The organism is Streptomyces sp. NPDC054932, assembly GCF_053610205.1.
On record NZ_JBSGXU010000098.1, the window covers coordinates 1 to 15,817 of the forward strand.

Below are 15,817 nucleotides of genomic sequence, written 5' to 3' on the forward strand. Positions count from 1 at the left end.
GATGTCGAGAACGACATCGCCGCCCGCGGCCGGAGCCGCAGGACTGACAGCGACCGCAGTAACCGTGGCGGGAAGGGCGGCCTCCGGCGCGCCCTCGCCACGCACTGGTACGCCTGGGCCATGGTCGCCCCGGTGGTGCTCGTCCTCGGCGTGATCATCGGCTGGCCGCTGGTCCGCGGCATCTACCTGTCGCTGACCGACGCCAACGAGCGCAACGTCTCGCGCACCATCGGCGTCCGGCACATCGAGGCCACGTACGAGTTCGTCGGACTCGACAACTACGTGGCCGTGCTCGGCGACCCGATGTTCCTGCAGCGGCTGGTGTGGACGGTGGTGTGGACCGTCGCGTGCGTGTCCATCACCTTCACGCTCGGCCTGGCCCTGGCCAACATGCTCAACCGGGAATTCCGCGGCCGCGCCGCCTACCGGATGGCGCTCATCCTGCCCTGGGCCGTCCCCGGCTTCGTCTCCGTCTTCGCCTGGCGGTTCCTCTTCAACCGCGACAACGGCATCCTCAACAAGATCCTCGACGGTGGCGGCATCGCCGCGATCCCGTGGCTCGACGACCCCACCTGGGCCAAGTTCTCGGTCGTCGCCGTCAACGTCTGGCTCGGCGTCCCCTTCATGATGGTCGCCCTGCTCGGCGGCCTGCAGTCCATCCCCGGCGAGCTCTACGAGGCCGCCGAGATGGACGGCGCCACCGCCTGGCAGCGGTTCCGGCACATCACCCTGCCCGGGCTGCGCGCGGTCAGCATGACGGTGATCCTGCTCTCCACCATCTGGACCTTCAACATGTTCCCGGTGATCTTCCTGCTCACCCGCGGCGGACCGGGCGACTCCACCGAGATCCTGGTGACCCAGGCCTTCCGCGAGGCGTTCGTGTCGAGCCCGCGCGACTTCGCCGGCTCGGCCACGTGGGGCGTCCTGATCCTCGCCCTGCTCATGATCTTCGCGCTGGTCTACCGGCGCTCGCTGCGCAAGCAGGGAGAGGTGTGGTGACCATGTCCACCGCGACCGACGCTCGTAAGACCACCGCCCGCGGCCGGGGCAGCCGTTCCCCGCTCGCCTCCGTCGGCCTGCACGCCACCCTCGTCGTGGCGTCCGTGATCGCCGTCTTCCCGGTGCTGTGGATCCTGCTGACCTCGCTCAAGCCGGCCAAGCACGCGATCACCACCGACTTCGTCAAGGAACCGACGCTCAGCAACTACACGTACCTGCTGGAGCAGAGCCACTTCCTCAGCTGGTTCGCCAACTCCGTCCTGGTCGCCGGCGTCACCACCGTCCTCGGTGTCTTCATCGCCGCCACCACCGGATACGCGGTCAGCCGCTTCAAGTTCCCCGGCATGCGGCCGCTGATGTGGACCCTGCTCATCACGCAGATGTTCCCGATGGCGATCCTCATCGTCCCGCTCTACAACCTGATGGGCGACCTCGGGCTGCTCAACCAGCCCCTCGGCCTGATCATCACCTACCTCACCATCGCCGTGCCGTTCTGCGCCTGGATGATGAAGGGCTTCTTCGACACCATCCCGGTCGAGATCGACGAATCCGGCCGAGTCGACGGACTCAACCCCTTCGGCACCTTCTGGCGCCTCATCCTGCCGCTCGCCAAGCCCGGCCTCGCCGTCACCGGCTTCTACGCCTTCATCACCGCCTGGGGCGAGGTCGCGTACGCCTCCGCCTTCATGGTCGGCGAGGAGAACCTCACCCTGGCCGGCGGCCTGCAGACCTTCGTCACGCAGTACACCTCCAACTGGGGAGCCATGAGCGCCGCCTCGGTCCTCATCGCCATCCCCGCGGCGATCTTCTTCGTCTTCGCCCAGCGTCACCTCGTCGCCGGGATGACGGCAGGCGCCACCAAGGGCTGACCACCCGAGCCTGCCCCTTCTCACCCCCGGCCCGATCTCTCCAAGGACACCATGACCCAGCACCTCGCCGACGCGCTCCCCACCTCCACCGGCACGCAGCCCGGCTGGTGGAGAGAAGCGGTGATCTACCAGGTCTATCCGCGCAGCTTCGCCGACTCCAACGGGGACGGCATGGGGGACCTCGAAGGCATCCGCAGCCGACTGCCCTACCTCAAGGAGCTGGGCGTCGACGCCGTCTGGCTCAGCCCCTTCTACGCCTCCCCGCAGGCCGACGCCGGCTACGACGTCGCCGACTACCGGGCCATCGACCCGATGTTCGGCACCCTGCACGACGCCGACGCCGTGATCCGCGAAGCCCACGAACTGGGCCTGCGCATCATCGTGGACCTCGTCCCGAACCACTGCTCCGACCAGCACGAATGGTTCAAGCAGGCACTGCGCGAAGGCCCCGGCACCCCGCTGCGCGAGCGCTTCCACTTCCGCCCCGGCCGGGGCGAGGACGGCGCGGAGCCCCCGAACGACTGGGAGTCGATCTTCGGCGGCCCGGCCTGGACCCGGGTCGCGGACGGCGAGTGGTACCTGCACCTCTTCGCCCCCGAGCAGCCCGACTTCAACTGGGAACACCCGGCAGTGCAGGACGAGTTCCGCTCCATCCTGCGGTTCTGGCTCGACCTCGGCGCCGACGGCTTCCGCGTCGACGTCGCCCACGGCCTGGTCAAGGCGCCCGGTCTGCCCGACCTCGGTGCCAAGGACCAGCTCAAGCTGCTCGGCAACGACGTCATGCCCTTCTTCGACCAGGACGGCGTCCACGAGATATACCGCTCCTGGCGCCGGATCCTCGACGAGTACGAGGGCGACCGCGTCCTGGTCGCCGAGGCATGGACCCCGACCGTCGAGCGCACGGCCCTCTACGTCCGCCCCGACGAGATGCAGCAGGCGTTCAACTTCCAGTACTTGACCAGTGACTGGGAGGCGACCGCGCTCCGCGAGGTCATCGACGGCTCGCTGGCCGCCATGCGCACCGTCGGCGCCCCCACCACCTGGGTGCTGTCCAACCACGACGTCACCCGGCACGCCACCCGCTTCGCCAACCCCGCCGGCCTCGGCACCCAGCTGCGCGAGCCCGGCGACCGCGAGCTGGGTCTGCGGCGGGCCCGCGCGGCGATCCTGCTGATGCTGGCCCTGCCCGGTTCGGCGTACGTCTACCAGGGCGAGGAGCTCGGCCTGCCCGACGTCACCGACCTGCCGGACGAGGTCCGCCAGGACCCGTCGTTCTCCCGCGCAGCGGGCCAGGACGGCTTCCGCGACGGCTGCCGGGTCCCCATCCCCTGGTCGGGGACCGAGGCCCCGTACGGCTTCGGCACCGGCGGCAGCTGGCTCCCGCAGCCGGACTCCTGGGCGGATCTGAGCGTGGAGGCGCAGACCGGCGACCCGTCCTCCACCCTGGAGCTGTACCGGGCCGCCCTGCGGCTGCGCCGCGAGCACCCGGACCTGGGCGCGGGCGAGTCGGTGGACTGGCAGGAGGCTCCCGAGGGCGTCCTGCTCTTCCGCCGGGGGGACTTCCTCTGCGCCGCGAACACCACCGGCACGGCGGTACGGTTCCCCGTCGAAGGCGAGGCCCTGCTGTCCAGCGGTGCGACGGTCGAGGACGGCGTGCTGCCGGCCGACACCACGGTGTGGTGGCAGGTGACGTCGGGGTGACCTCCCCCCTCCGGCTGACGGACATCGCCGCGCAGGCCGAGGTCAGCGAGGCGACCGTCAGCCGCGTCCTCAACGGCAAACCGGGCGTGGCGGCCGGCACCCGGCACAAGGTGCTGGCCGCGCTCGACCTGCTGGGCTACGAGCGGCCCGTACGGCTCAAACGGCGCAGCAACGGGCTGGTCGGGCTGCTCATCCCCGAGCTCACCAACCCGATCTTCCCGGCGTTCGCGCAGGTCATAGAGCAGGCGCTGGCCGGGCACGGGTACACGCCCGTGCTGTGCACGCAGACCCCGGGAGGGGCCACCGAGGACGAGCTGGTGGAGCAGCTGGAGGAGCGGGGGGTCACCGGGATCGTCTTCCTGTCGGGCCTGCACGCGGACTCCCACGCCGACCCGGCGCGCTATCAGCGCCTCGCCTCCCGAGGGCTGCCGTTCGTGATGATCAACGGCTTCAACGAGCAGATCAGCGCACCCTTCGTCTCCCCGGACGACCGGGCGGCGGCGGACATGGCCGTACGGCACCTGCAGGACCTCGGACACCGCAGGATCGGGCTCGCGATCGGACCGACCCGGTACGTGCCGTCGGCCCGCAAGGAGCAGGGCTTCCTCACGGCGCTGCCCTCGGCGGAGTCCGAGGGGCTGATCCAGCGCACGCTCTTCACGGTGGAGGGCGGGCACGCGGCGGGCATGGCCCTGCTCGACCGCGGCTGCACCGGCATCGTGTGCGGCAGTGACCCGATGGCGCTGGGCGTCATCCGCGCGGCGCGCGAACGGGGGCTGCGGGTGCCGCAGGACGTGTCGGTGGTCGGCTTCGACGACTCACCGCTGATCGCCTTCACGGACCCGCCGCTGACCACGGTCCGCCAGCCGGTACGGGCGATGGCGACGGCCGCGGTGGGCGCCCTCCTGGAAGCGGTGTCGGGCACCCCGGTGCAGCGCACGGAGTACGTCTTCCAGCCGGAACTGGTGGTCCGGGGCTCGACGGCGCAGGTGCCGTAGGGGCCCTGGGCGGGGCGGGGTATTCGCCCCCTCGGCACCCCCGCTCCCGAGCGGGGGTTGCCCACCCACCCCCAGGCGCGGGAGTGGGCGGGGTGGGCGGGGTTCCGGTGGGGCGGTGGTCAGGGAGGTGTATGGGGGTTTCCCGTCAGCCCCATCGTCTCTCCGTGTCGCGCCGGCCCCTCAAGGGCGCTCCTCCTTCGTCGTCGCGTCGCTGCGCGATGTCGCTGCGCTCCACCCTTGACCGCCCGTCCCGCCCCGGACATACGAAGACTGCCGGGAAACCCCCAAAGGAACGGGCCGGGGGATCGAGGATCAGGACGGGGCGGTCGGAGATGCCCTGCCCTGTCGGGGTGGGGCATGACCGGCAGGCGGGGCCCATAAGGAAGGGTGGCCGTGTCGGGGGAGGCGCACCAAATCGCTACGCGCTCCTCATCTCTCAGCGTCTCCAGTCCGTCTTGGGCTGGGCATAGGCCGCCCACGAGTCGTGAATGCTTCCCACTGACGGCGACCGGAGGCCGGCCGGGGCTGATGAGCGCCGGTGAGAGGGACTGACGGCCGGTACTTCACCTATTCCGTAGTGAATCCGGGTCAGGGCGAGGACGACTCCACGAACCAGTGCCCAAACAGCAGCAATTGGGGCAAAAGGCTGGCCCTTTGGGCCGCCCACCCTCGCTGACCCGGCTCCACTACCGAATAGCCGTAGTCGCAGGCGTTTCCTGCCCCCGACAGCCGCCGGACGCAGTCATCGAGAAGGGCCCACGGCTCGTGGGCGGCCTATGTCCAGCCCCGGACGGTCGTCGGACGCTGAGACGTGAGAAGCGCGTAGCGATTGGACGCGCTACCCCCGACCCGGCAGGCCTCTCCCATGGGTCCCGCCTCGGGGACATGCCCGACCGGGACGAGGCCGTGCATCTCCGACCGCCCCGTCCCTGAAAAGCATCCCCCGGCCCGTTCCTTTGGGGGTTTCCCGGCAGTCTTCGTATGTCCGGGGCGGGACGGGCGGTCAAGGGTGGAGCGCAGCGACATCGCGCAGCGACGCGACGACGAAGGAGGAGCGCCCTTGAGGGGCCGGCGCGACACGGAGAGACGATGGGACTGACGGGAAACCCCCATACACATCCCTGACCACCGCCCCACCGAAATCCCGCCGCCCCGAAGCCCCCCGCCGCCCCCCGCGCCGACGCAGTGCCGTCAGTGGCCGTGGCCGCCGCTTCCGTGCCCGCCTCCGTGGCCGCCGTGGTCGCCCGGTTGGATGTCCGGGGCCTCGGGGTCGACGATCGTGAACGGGCGCATCAGGTCGTCGTCCTCGTGTTCCAGCAGGTGGCAGTGGTGGACGTACGTCGCCGGGAGCTCGGTCCCGCTGTTCGCGATTCCCGCGATCGGCTCCATGGGCGGGCTCCAGACGTCGGTGATGATCCGGGTCACCGTCTCCGGGTAGGACTTGAAGGTGTCCTTGTAGGACCGTGCCTCGTCCGGGTCCGGCGGGATCGGCGGACCGGTGAAGTAGTTCTTCAGAACCGGCTTGTCCGCCGCCTTGCGGCCACCGTCGATCCACTTCTCGTAGTCCGCCTGGTAGGCGGCCGCGTCGATGGGCTGCCTGTTCAGCACCTGGAAGTTGACCAGGTGGACGTGCATGGGGTGGGCGTCGTGGTTGGGATTGACGTATTCCCAGATCTCCCTCGTGCCCGCCTTGACGAAGTCCTGGGACGGCTCCATGAAGGGCACCGCGTTGAACGTCATGGTGCTGAAGAGCTTGTGCTGGTACAGGACCCATTCCCGGCGGCGGATCTGCGGTTCCGGCTGGATGGGCACGACGGCGGGCAGCTTCAGCTTCTTGGGCGGGGTCGTCCTGTCCACGCCGGACAGGGGCTTGGTGACCTGGAACTGCATGACCTCCGAGATCTCCGGCCCCAGGCCGGGCACGCCGGGGTAGTGCACCGGTGCGTGGTAGTTCGTCAGCGTGAACTTCGAGCCCATGGGCATTCCGCTGAAGTCGACGATCAGGTCGTAGCGTTCGGCGGGGCCGATCAGGAAGTTCAGCATCTGCAGCGGGGCGCGGAAGCCGCCGTCGGTGCCGATCAGCCAGAACGGAAGGTTGGGCTGGAGCACCACGTCCCTGGGCGGGTCGATCCTCAGCCGCCAGAAGCGCTCGTTCGAGGCGTTGAGGATCCGCAGCCGGTAGCGCCGCGGCTCGACGGCGAGGAAGGGGTACGCCTTGCCGTTGACGACCGGGGTGTCCTCGCCCTCCCGCTGGGTCATGGTGTAGGCGAGCTTGCCGTCCGGGTGGAAGGTCCGGTCCTGCAGGATGAGCGGGACCTCGAACTCGCCCTGTGGAAGCCCGAGCCGCTCGTCGGCGGGGTCGCGGATGACGTACAGGCCCGCGAGGCCCGCGTAGACGTTGACGCTGGTCATCCCCATGCCGTGGTCGTGGTACCAGAGCAGGGACGAGCGCTCGTGGTTGGTGTACGCGCAGATCGCCTCGTTGCGCTTGACGCGGTCCGGCTCCAGGGTCGTGTAGGACTCGGCTTGGATGCCGTCCGGGCTGAACGAGTGCAGCGGCATGCCGTCGGACTGCGGTGGGGTGAAACCGCCGTGCTGGTGCACGACGTTCCACACATTGACGTTGTCGGGGAAGGGCGGCTCGCTCGTGTAGGGAGGCGGGGCGATCGGGGCGAGTTCGGGGTCCCCGCTGCGGATCGCGTCGATCACGAACTGGAACAGGTGGGTGGTCGGCAGCTTGTTGCGGTACTTGACGACCGTCGGCTGGTCCTTGATCACGCTGATGGTCGGCCCGAGGTAGCCCATGCCGATCGGCCGGTGGCGGTCGTGCGGGTTCTTGGCCCAGTATCCCCACACGTCGGCCGGCCCGAGGTCACGGTGGAAGCGCCAGGTGCCCGGCCGCATCGTGAACTCGTAGTAGTCGGCGCCCGGATAGGCGGAGGTGTCCGGGACGGCCGTCTCCGGGGTGGGCAGCGGGTCCACGAACTTCTCCAGCGGAGGGGTCTGCGGGACCGGGGGGTCCGAGGGCTTCGGCTCGTGTCCGTGATGATGGCCGGGACCGGGATCCGCGTGCGCCGGTGTTCCCCGACCGCTCCCGGAAAGCGCGGCCGCACCCCCGACGGCGCCGGCCATGAGGAAATTCCTTCGCCCAACCATCGTTTCAGCCTTCCGCCGACGCCGTGTGTCCCTGAAGGCATACAGCGGTGTTCGCGGGGCATTGCCGCAGCGCGCCGGTGCGGTTCGAGAAGCGCTCGTTGAACCCATTTCGACAGTAATTGGGCAGGAATTGAGATCGAGCTATTGTCGCCGGTTTAAGAATATCCGCCCGGTGTGACCGGATGCTTTCCGCCCGTGCGCGGGGGTACGCGGGTGTGCGCGTGCGTCCGGACGGGGTGAACTCGGTGCGCGGGGGCCGGAGTCCGGGGCGCCCCGGCCGGCAGGACACGCCTCGGAAACAATTCTGCAATCTCTTGCGCAAACTCTTGCAGGGCTTCTACCTGGCCCCTACGGTCGCTCCAATCCCCACGTCTTCCGCCAGGAGGCCCCCCGCATGCCTGCCAGAGCCGTCAGAGCTGCAACTTTTTGCGCCACCACCGCACTTGCCGCGGCCACCCTCACCGCCGTCGGGCCGCAGGCCGCCGCCACGCCGCCCGGCGACAAGGACGTCACCGCCGTCCTGTTCGAGTGGCGCTTCGACTCCGTCGCCAGGGCCTGCACCGACACCCTCGGGCCCGCCGGGTACGGGTACGTGCAGGTCTCGCCGCCGCAGGAGCACGTCCAGGGCAGTCAGTGGTGGACCTCGTACCAGCCCGTCAGCTACAAGATCGCCGGACGGCTCGGTGACCGGGCCGCCTTCAAGGCCATGGTCGACACCTGTCACACGGCGGGCGTCAAGGTCGTCGCCGACTCCGTCATCAACCACATGGCCGGCCCCGCCGACGCGGGCGCCACCTTCACGGGCACCGGCGGTACTTCGTACACGAAGTACAACTATCCAGGCCTCTACTCCGGCTCCGACATGGACGACTGCCGGGCGAGCATCTCCAACTACCAGGACCGGGGCAACGTCCAGAACTGCGAGCTGGTGCAGCTGGCCGACCTGGACACCGGCGAGGACTACGTGCGCGGCCGCATCGCCGGCTATCTCAACGACCTGCTGTCGCTGGGCGTCGACGGCCTGCGCATCGACGCCGCCAAGCACATGCCGGCCGCCGACCTCGCCAACATCAAGTCCCGGCTGACGAACCCCGGCGTCCACTGGAAGCAGGAGGCGATATACGGGGCCGGCGAGGCCGTCTCGCCGAGCGAGTACCTGGGGAACGGGGACGTGCAGGAGTTCCGGTACGCCCGGGACCTCAAGCGGGTCTTCCAGAACGAGAACCTCGCCCACCTGAAGAACTTCGGCGAGGCCTGGGGGCACATGCCCAGTGGCCGGTCCGGGGTCTTCGTCGACAACCACGACACCGAGCGCGGCGGCGACACCCTCAGCTACAAGGACGGTTCCGCCTACACCCTCGCCAACGTCTTCATGCTGGCCTGGCCCTACGGCTCCCCGGACGTGCACTCCGGCTACGAATGGACCGACAAGGACGCCGGTCCTCCCAACGGGGGCACCGTGAGCGCCTGTTACAGCGACGGCTGGAAGTGCCAGCACGCCTGGCGGGAGATCTCCTCCATGGTCGCCTTCCGGAACGCGGCGCGCGGTCAGGGCGTCACGAACTGGTGGGACAACGGCGGTGACCAGATCGCCTTCGGGCGCGGCACCAAGGCGTATGTGGCGATCAACCACGAGGGCTCCGCCCTGACCCGCACCTTCCAGACCTCCCTCCCCGGCGGCGACTACTGCGACGTGCAGGGCGGCCGGACGGTCACGGTCGGCTCGGGCGGGCAGTTCACCGCCACCCTCCCCGCCGGAACGGCCGTCGCCCTGCACGCGGGTGCCCGTACCTGCTCGGGCGGATCCACCCCGCCGCCGGCCACGGTCTCCGGAGCCACCTTCGCCGTGGGCGCCACCACCGTCCCCGGGCAGAACATCTACGTCACCGGTGACCGCGCCGAGCTCGGCGGCTGGAACACCGGTGGCGCCCTCAAGCTCGACCCGGCGGCCTACCCCGTCTGGAAGCTCGACGTGACGCTGCCGGCCGGCACCGCGTTCTCGTACAAGTACATCCGCAAGGACGCTGCCGGGAACGTCACCTGGGAGAGCGGGGCCAACCGCACCGCCACCGTCCCCGCGAGCGGCAAGGTCACGCTGGCCGACACCTGGCGCAACTGAGCCGCCGCTCCACAGACCAGGGCCGTCCGGCACCACCATCCCTGCCACGCCGGGCGGCCCTCATCCATGCGACACGTACACAAGGAGACCTGCCTTGATACGCCCTGCCGCAGGAGTGCTCGCCGCCGCCCTGGCCGTGACGCTCCTGCCCGCACTCCCCGCCGCGGCCGCCACGGCCGCGCCGCCCGCCCCGCCCTCGGACGCGAAGCTGGCCGCCGAACCGGCCCGGCACGACCTGACCCGGGAGCAGTTCTACTTCGTGCTCCCGGACCGCTTCGCGAACGGCGACCCGGGCAACGACCGGGGCGGCCTGACCGGCTCGCGCCTGGAGACCGGTCTGGACCCCACGGACAAGGGCTTCTACCAGGGCGGTGACCTCAAGGGGCTCACCGACCGGCTCGACTACATCAAGGGGCTCGGCACCACGGCCATCTGGCTGGCGCCGATCTTCAAGAACCAGCCGGTGCAGGGCAAGGGGGCCGACGTCTCCGCCGGTTACCACGGCTACTGGATCACCGACTTCACCCAGGTCGACCCGCACTTCGGCACGAACGCGGACCTGGAGCGGCTCATCGACAAGGCGCACGGGAAGGGGATGAAGGTCTTCTTCGACGTCATCACCAACCACACCGCCGATGTCGTGGACTACAAGGAGGCCTCGTACTCGTACCTGTCGAAGGGGGCGTTCCCCTATCTGACGAAGGACGGAGTGCCCTTCGAGGACAAGGACTACGCCGACGGGAAGGCGAAGTTCCCGAAGGTGGACGGCGAGTCCTTCCCGAGAACCCCCTTCGTGCCGGACGCGAAGAAGAACCTGAAGGTCCCGGGCTGGCTCAACGACCCGACGATGTACCACAACCGCGGGGACTCCACCTTCGCGGGTGAGTCCTCCGAGCAGGGTGACTTCTTCGGCCTCGACGACCTGTGGACCGAGCGTCCCGAGGTGGTCGGCGGGATGGAGAAGATCTACGAGAAGTGGGTTCGGGACTTCGACATAGACGGCTTCCGGATCGACACGGTCAAGCACGTCAACACCGAGTTCTGGACCCAGTGGGCCACGGCCCTCGACACCTACGCGGCCGAGCGCGGCCGCGACGACTTCTTCATGTTCGGCGAGGTCTATTCCGCCGACACCGCGGTCACCTCCCCGTACGTGACGCGCGGGAAGCTCGACGCCACCCTCGACTTCCCGCTCCAGGACGCGATCCGCGCGTACGCCTCCCAGGGCGCGGGCGCCGGCCGGCTGTCCTCCGTACTGGCCGACGACTACCGGTACACCTCCGGCAAGGCCAACGCCTACGAGCAGGTGACCTTCCTCGGCAACCACGACATGGGCCGCTTCGCCTCCTTCCTGAAGCAGGACCGGCCGGGGGCCGGGGAGCAGGAACTGCTGGACCGCTACCGGCTGGCCAACGAGCTGATGTTCTTCTCCCGGGGCAACCCGGTGATCTACTCCGGTGACGAGCAGGGCTTCACGGGGGCCGGCGGGGACAAGGATTCCAGGCAGCCGCTGTTCGCCACGCAGGTCGCCGACTATCTGGACGACGACCAGCTCGGAACGGCGCGCACGCACGGGAGCGACGCCTACGATCCGGGACACCCGCTCTACCGGCAGATCAGTGCTCTCTCGAAGCTGACGAAGGCGCACCCGGCCCTGCGGGACGGCGTTCAGAGTGAACGATTCTCCGACGGTTCCGTCTACGCCTTCGCCCGCACCGACACCAAGTCCCGCACCGAGTACCTGGTCGCCGCCAACAACGGCGCCGAGTCCCGCACCGTCGAGATCGACGCCCCGGCCGGCGCCCAGTACCGCACCCTGTACGGCGGCACCGCGCTGATCCGCGCCTCGGCGGCCGGCAAGCTCACCGTCCCGGTCCCCGCCCTCGGCACCGTCGTCCTCCAGGCCGTGACGCCCGCCGCCAAGCCGACCGTCAAGCCCGCCCTGACCCTGAAGGCCCCGGCTCCCGGTGCCGCCGGCACCGTCGAGCTCTCGGCCGACGTCAGCGGCGGCGGCCTGAACCGGGTCGTCTTCGCCGCACAGACCGGCAACGGCAAGTGGCAGGTCCTCGGCTCCGCCGACCACGCCCCCTACAAGGTCACCCAGCACGTCACCGCCCCGGCCGGCACCGCCCTGCGCTACAAGGCCGTCGTCGTCGACTCCGCCGGCCGCACCGCGAGCGCCCTCGCCCAGTCCGCCGCCGGAACCGCCCCGCCCACCGAGATCCCCACCGCCACCCAGCGGGACTACGCGGTCGTCCACTACAACCGCCCCGACGGCGACTACACCGACTGGCGCCTGTACGCCTGGGGCGACATCGCCGAGGGCGAGGCCACCCCGTGGCCGGCCGGCCACGCCTTCACCGGCCGCGACGCCTACGGCGCCTTCGCCCACGTCAAGCTCAAGCCCGGCGCCTCCTCCGTCGGCTACCTCGTCATCGACAAGGACGGCAACAAGGACGTCGCCGCCGACCGCACCATCGACGTGACGAAGACCGGCGAGGTCTGGCTGGAGCAGGGCAAGGAGCCCGCCCGCACCGACCGCCCCGCGTACCCGCCGCAGGACACCTCGAAGGCCGTCCTCCACCACCAGCGCCCCGACGGTGCCTACGACGGCTGGGGCCTGCACGTCTGGACCGGGGCCGCGACCCCCACCGACTGGTCCAAGCCCCTGCTCCCCGTCCGCACCGACTCCTACGGCGCGGTCTACGAGGTCCCGCTCGCGGCCGGCGCCACCAGCCTCAGCTACATCCTGCACAAGGGCGACGAGAAGGACCTCCCCACCGACCAGTCCCTGGACCTGAAGGTCACCGGCCACGAGGTGTGGATGCTGGGCGGCCAGGAGAAGTACCTCCTCCCGCAGCCCGCCGGTTCCGCCGCGGCCCTGGACCTCACCAAGTCCCAGGCGGTCTGGATCGACCGCGACACCCTCGCCTGGAATGCCCCCGCGGCAGCCGCCTCCGTCCAGCTCCTCGCCTCCCGCGAAGGCGCCGTCAAGGCCGAGAACGGCACGCTGACCGGCACGGCCCAGTGGCTGCGGCTGGGCCGCGCCGAGCTGACCGCCGCCCAGAAGCAGAAGTTCCCGCACCTGGCCGCATACGGCGCGTTCACCGTCGACCCGCGCGACCGCGACCGGGTCCGCGAGGCCCTGCGCGGCCAGCTCGTCGCAAGTGCCCGCGCCGCGAACGGCGCGGTCCTGGCCGCCACCGGCGTCCAGCTCGCCGGCGTCCTCGACGACCTGTACGCGACCACCGCCTCCCTCGGCCCCGTCTTCAAGGACGGCCGCCCCACGCTCTCCGTCTGGGCCCCCACCGCCCGGCAGGTCTCCCTCGAACTCGACGGCCGCACCGTCGCCATGCGCCGCGACGACGCCACCGGCGTCTGGTCGGTGCGCGGCGAGCGCTCCTGGACCGGCAAGCCCTACCGCTACGACGTGACCGTCTGGGCCCCGAGCACCCGCCAGGTGGTCCGCAACCTCGTCACCGACCCCTACTCCACCGCCCTGACCGCGGACTCCGTCCACAGCCTGGTCGTGGACCTGGCGGACCCGAAGCTCGCCCCGCCCGGCTGGAAGACCCTGCGCAAGCCCGCGCCCGTCCCCTTCACCTCCGCGCAGATCCAGGAGCTGCACATCCGCGACTTCTCCGTCGCGGACCGCACCAGCACCCACCCCGGCCAGTACCTGGCCTTCACCGACACCGCCTCGGCGGGCATGCGGCACCTGCGCGACCTGGCCGCCGCCGGGACCTCGTACGTCCACCTCCTGCCGGCCTTCGACATCGGCACCATCCCGGAGAAGGCCGCCGACCGCACCGAGCCCGCCTGCGACCTCAAGGTGTACGCGCCGGACTCGCAGGAGCAGCAGGCGTGCGTGGCCGCCGCGGCCGCGAAGGACGCCTACAACTGGGGGTACGACCCGCTGCACTACACCGTCCCCGAGGGCAGCTACGCGAGCGACCCGAACGGCACGGCCCGTACGGTCGAGTTCCGCAGGATGGTCCAGTCCCTGAACGCCTCCGGGCTGCGCACGGTGATGGACGTCGTCTACAACCACACCGTCGCCGCGGGCCAGTCTGACAAGTCGGTCCTCGACCGCGTCGTCCCCGGCTACTACCAGCGCCTGCTCCCCGACGGCAGCGTCGCCACCTCCACCTGCTGCGCCAACACTGCCCCCGAGAACGCCATGATGGGCCGCCTGGTCGTCGACTCGATCGTCACCTGGGCGAAGGAGTACAAGGTCGACGGCTTCCGCTTCGACCTGATGGGCCACCACCCGAAGGCCAACATCCTGGCCGTCCGCACGGCCCTCGACTCCCTGACCGTCGCCAAGGACGGGGTCGACGGGAAGAAGATCGTCCTCTACGGGGAGGGCTGGAACTTCGGCGAGATCGCCGACGACGCCCGCTTCGTGCAGGCCACGCAGAAGAACATGGCCGGAACCGGCATCGCCACCTTCTCCGACCGGGCGCGCGACGCCGTCCGCGGCGGCGGCCCCTTCGACGAGGACCCGCGCGTCCAGGGCTTCGCCTCGGGCCTGTTCACCGCCCCGAACTCCTCGCCCGCGAACGGCACCGCCGAGCAGCAGAAGGCCCGCCTCCTGCACGCCCAGGACCTGATCAAGGTCGGGCTCTCCGGCAACCTCGCCCCGTACGCCTTCACCGACACCACCGGCCGCCGCACCAAGGGCTCCGAGGTGGACTACAACGGCGCCCCGGCCGGCTACGCGGCCGCCCCAGGCGACGCCCTCGCCTACGCGGACGCCCACGACAACGAGACCCTCGCCGACGCCCTGACCTACAAGCTCCCGCCCGGCACCGCCCCCCGCGACCAGGCCCGCATGCAGGTCCTGGCCATGGCGACGGCCGCCCTGTCCCAGGGCCCGGCCCTCTCCCAGGCGGGCACCGACCTGCTTCGCTCCAAGTCCCTGGACCGCAACTCCTACGACAGCGGCGACTGGTTCAACGCCATCCACTGGGACTGCCGGGACGGCAACGGCTTCGGCCGCGGTCTGCCTCCGGCCGCCGACAACGCCTCGAAGTGGCTCCACGCGAAGCCCCTGCTGACGGGACCGGCGCCCACCTGCACGGACATCAACGCCACCTCGGCGGCCTACCGCGACCTGCTGAGGATCCGCACCACCGAGCCGGACTTCGCCCTCACCACGACCGAGGCGGTCCAGTCCCGGCTGGCCTTCCCGCTCTCGGGCAAGGACGAGACCCCGGGCGTGATCACCATGACCCTGGGTGACCTGGTGGTCGTCTTTAACGCGGCCCCCACCGCGCAGGCCCAGCGCGTCCCCGCTCTCGCGGGCACCGCCCACCGGCTGCACCCGGTCCAGGCGGCGGGATCCGACGCCACCGTCAAGCAGTCCACGTACGACACGAAGACAGGAGAGTTCACCGTCCCCGCCCGCACCGTCGCGGTCTTCACACGACGCTGAGCCGGTCCAGCCGCTTCTCCAGCAGGATCACCCCGTAGGTCCTGCCGTCCTTCCCCTCCTTGTTGGGGAGCTCCCCGACCACCCGGTAGCCCGCACCCAGGTAGTACGCGAGCAGCCGGGGGTTGGTGGAGACGCAGTCCAGCCGCGCCCGTTCCCGACCGGTCCGGGCGGTGCGCCGCTCGGCGTGTTCGAGCAGGCGCCGCCCGGCCCCGGCGGGGGCCACCTCGCGCGCCACCATCAGCCGGTGCACGTAACCGGCCACGGGCGGCTGGACCCCCCAGGCCTCCTCGTCGGACCACCACAACTCGTAGGCCCCGCACACGCGGCCGTCGGCATCGCCGGCGAGCCACACCTCGCCGTCGCGCATCTTCGACCGGAAGTGCGCGGCGTCCTTGTCCCCGGGCTTCCACTGATCGATCCCGTGCTTGCGCATCCACCGGGCGGCCTGGTCGTACAGCTGCACCAGCGTGCCGGCGTCCTTCTCCTGGGCAGGCCGGAACAGGATCTCGTCGTCAATGATCACGCGGGCATTATCGAT

The 15,817-nt window shown here is 70.4% G+C and carries 8 protein-coding genes; 6 read left to right on the forward strand and 2 right to left on the reverse strand.

Features of this window, described 5'->3' with window-relative positions:
- The 4 genes from ACWGE1_RS24380 to ACWGE1_RS24395 form a co-directional block, all read left to right on the forward strand.
- Positions 1 to 999, forward strand: a 999-nt coding sequence (locus ACWGE1_RS24380) for a carbohydrate ABC transporter permease (protein ID WP_453422607.1), incomplete at its 5' end; no start/stop codon positions are given.
- Between the two features lie 2 nt (positions 1,000 to 1,001).
- Complete coding sequence (locus ACWGE1_RS24385; RefSeq protein WP_453422608.1) at positions 1,002 to 1,868, forward strand: sugar ABC transporter permease; 867 nt, start codon at positions 1,002 to 1,004, stop codon at positions 1,866 to 1,868.
- Between the two features lie 51 nt (positions 1,869 to 1,919).
- Positions 1,920 to 3,569 carry a glycoside hydrolase family 13 protein gene (locus ACWGE1_RS24390; RefSeq protein ID WP_453422609.1) on the forward strand — a complete coding sequence of 550 codons (1,650 nt, stop codon included), beginning with the start codon at positions 1,920 to 1,922 and terminating at the stop codon, positions 3,567 to 3,569.
- Positions 3,566 to 4,567, forward strand: a complete 1,002-nt coding sequence (locus tag ACWGE1_RS24395) for a LacI family DNA-binding transcriptional regulator (RefSeq protein ID WP_453422610.1) — start codon at positions 3,566 to 3,568, stop codon at positions 4,565 to 4,567. Before ACWGE1_RS24390 ends, ACWGE1_RS24395 begins: the two co-directional genes overlap by 4 nt.
- 1,191 nt (positions 4,568 to 5,758) lie before the next feature.
- Here the strand turns inward: ACWGE1_RS24395 and ACWGE1_RS24400 are convergent.
- Positions 5,759 to 7,549, reverse strand: coding sequence for a multicopper oxidase family protein (locus ACWGE1_RS24400; protein WP_453422611.1), 1,791 nt, complete (start codon positions 7,547 to 7,549; stop codon positions 5,759 to 5,761).
- A 568-nt stretch (positions 7,550 to 8,117) separates the two neighbouring features.
- Here ACWGE1_RS24400 and ACWGE1_RS24405 point away from each other — a divergent pair.
- Positions 8,118 to 9,842: a carbohydrate-binding module family 20 domain-containing protein gene (locus ACWGE1_RS24405; RefSeq protein ID WP_453422612.1), complete on the forward strand. Its 1,725-nt coding sequence runs from the start codon at positions 8,118 to 8,120 to the stop codon at positions 9,840 to 9,842.
- 94 nt (positions 9,843 to 9,936) lie between these two features.
- A complete protein-coding gene (gene pulA / locus ACWGE1_RS24410; RefSeq protein ID WP_453422613.1) occupies positions 9,937 to 15,279 on the forward strand; it encodes a pullulanase-type alpha-1,6-glucosidase in 5,343 nt (1,780 codons plus the stop codon).
- On the opposite strand, the gene ACWGE1_RS24415 is transcribed toward pulA, so the two are convergent.
- Entirely contained in the window at positions 15,266 to 15,802 is a 537-nt protein-coding gene (locus ACWGE1_RS24415) for an N-acetyltransferase family protein (protein ID WP_453422614.1), read from the reverse strand. The two genes, pulA and ACWGE1_RS24415, sit on opposite strands and share 14 nt — an antisense overlap.
- Positions 15,803 to 15,817 lie beyond the last annotated feature (15 nt).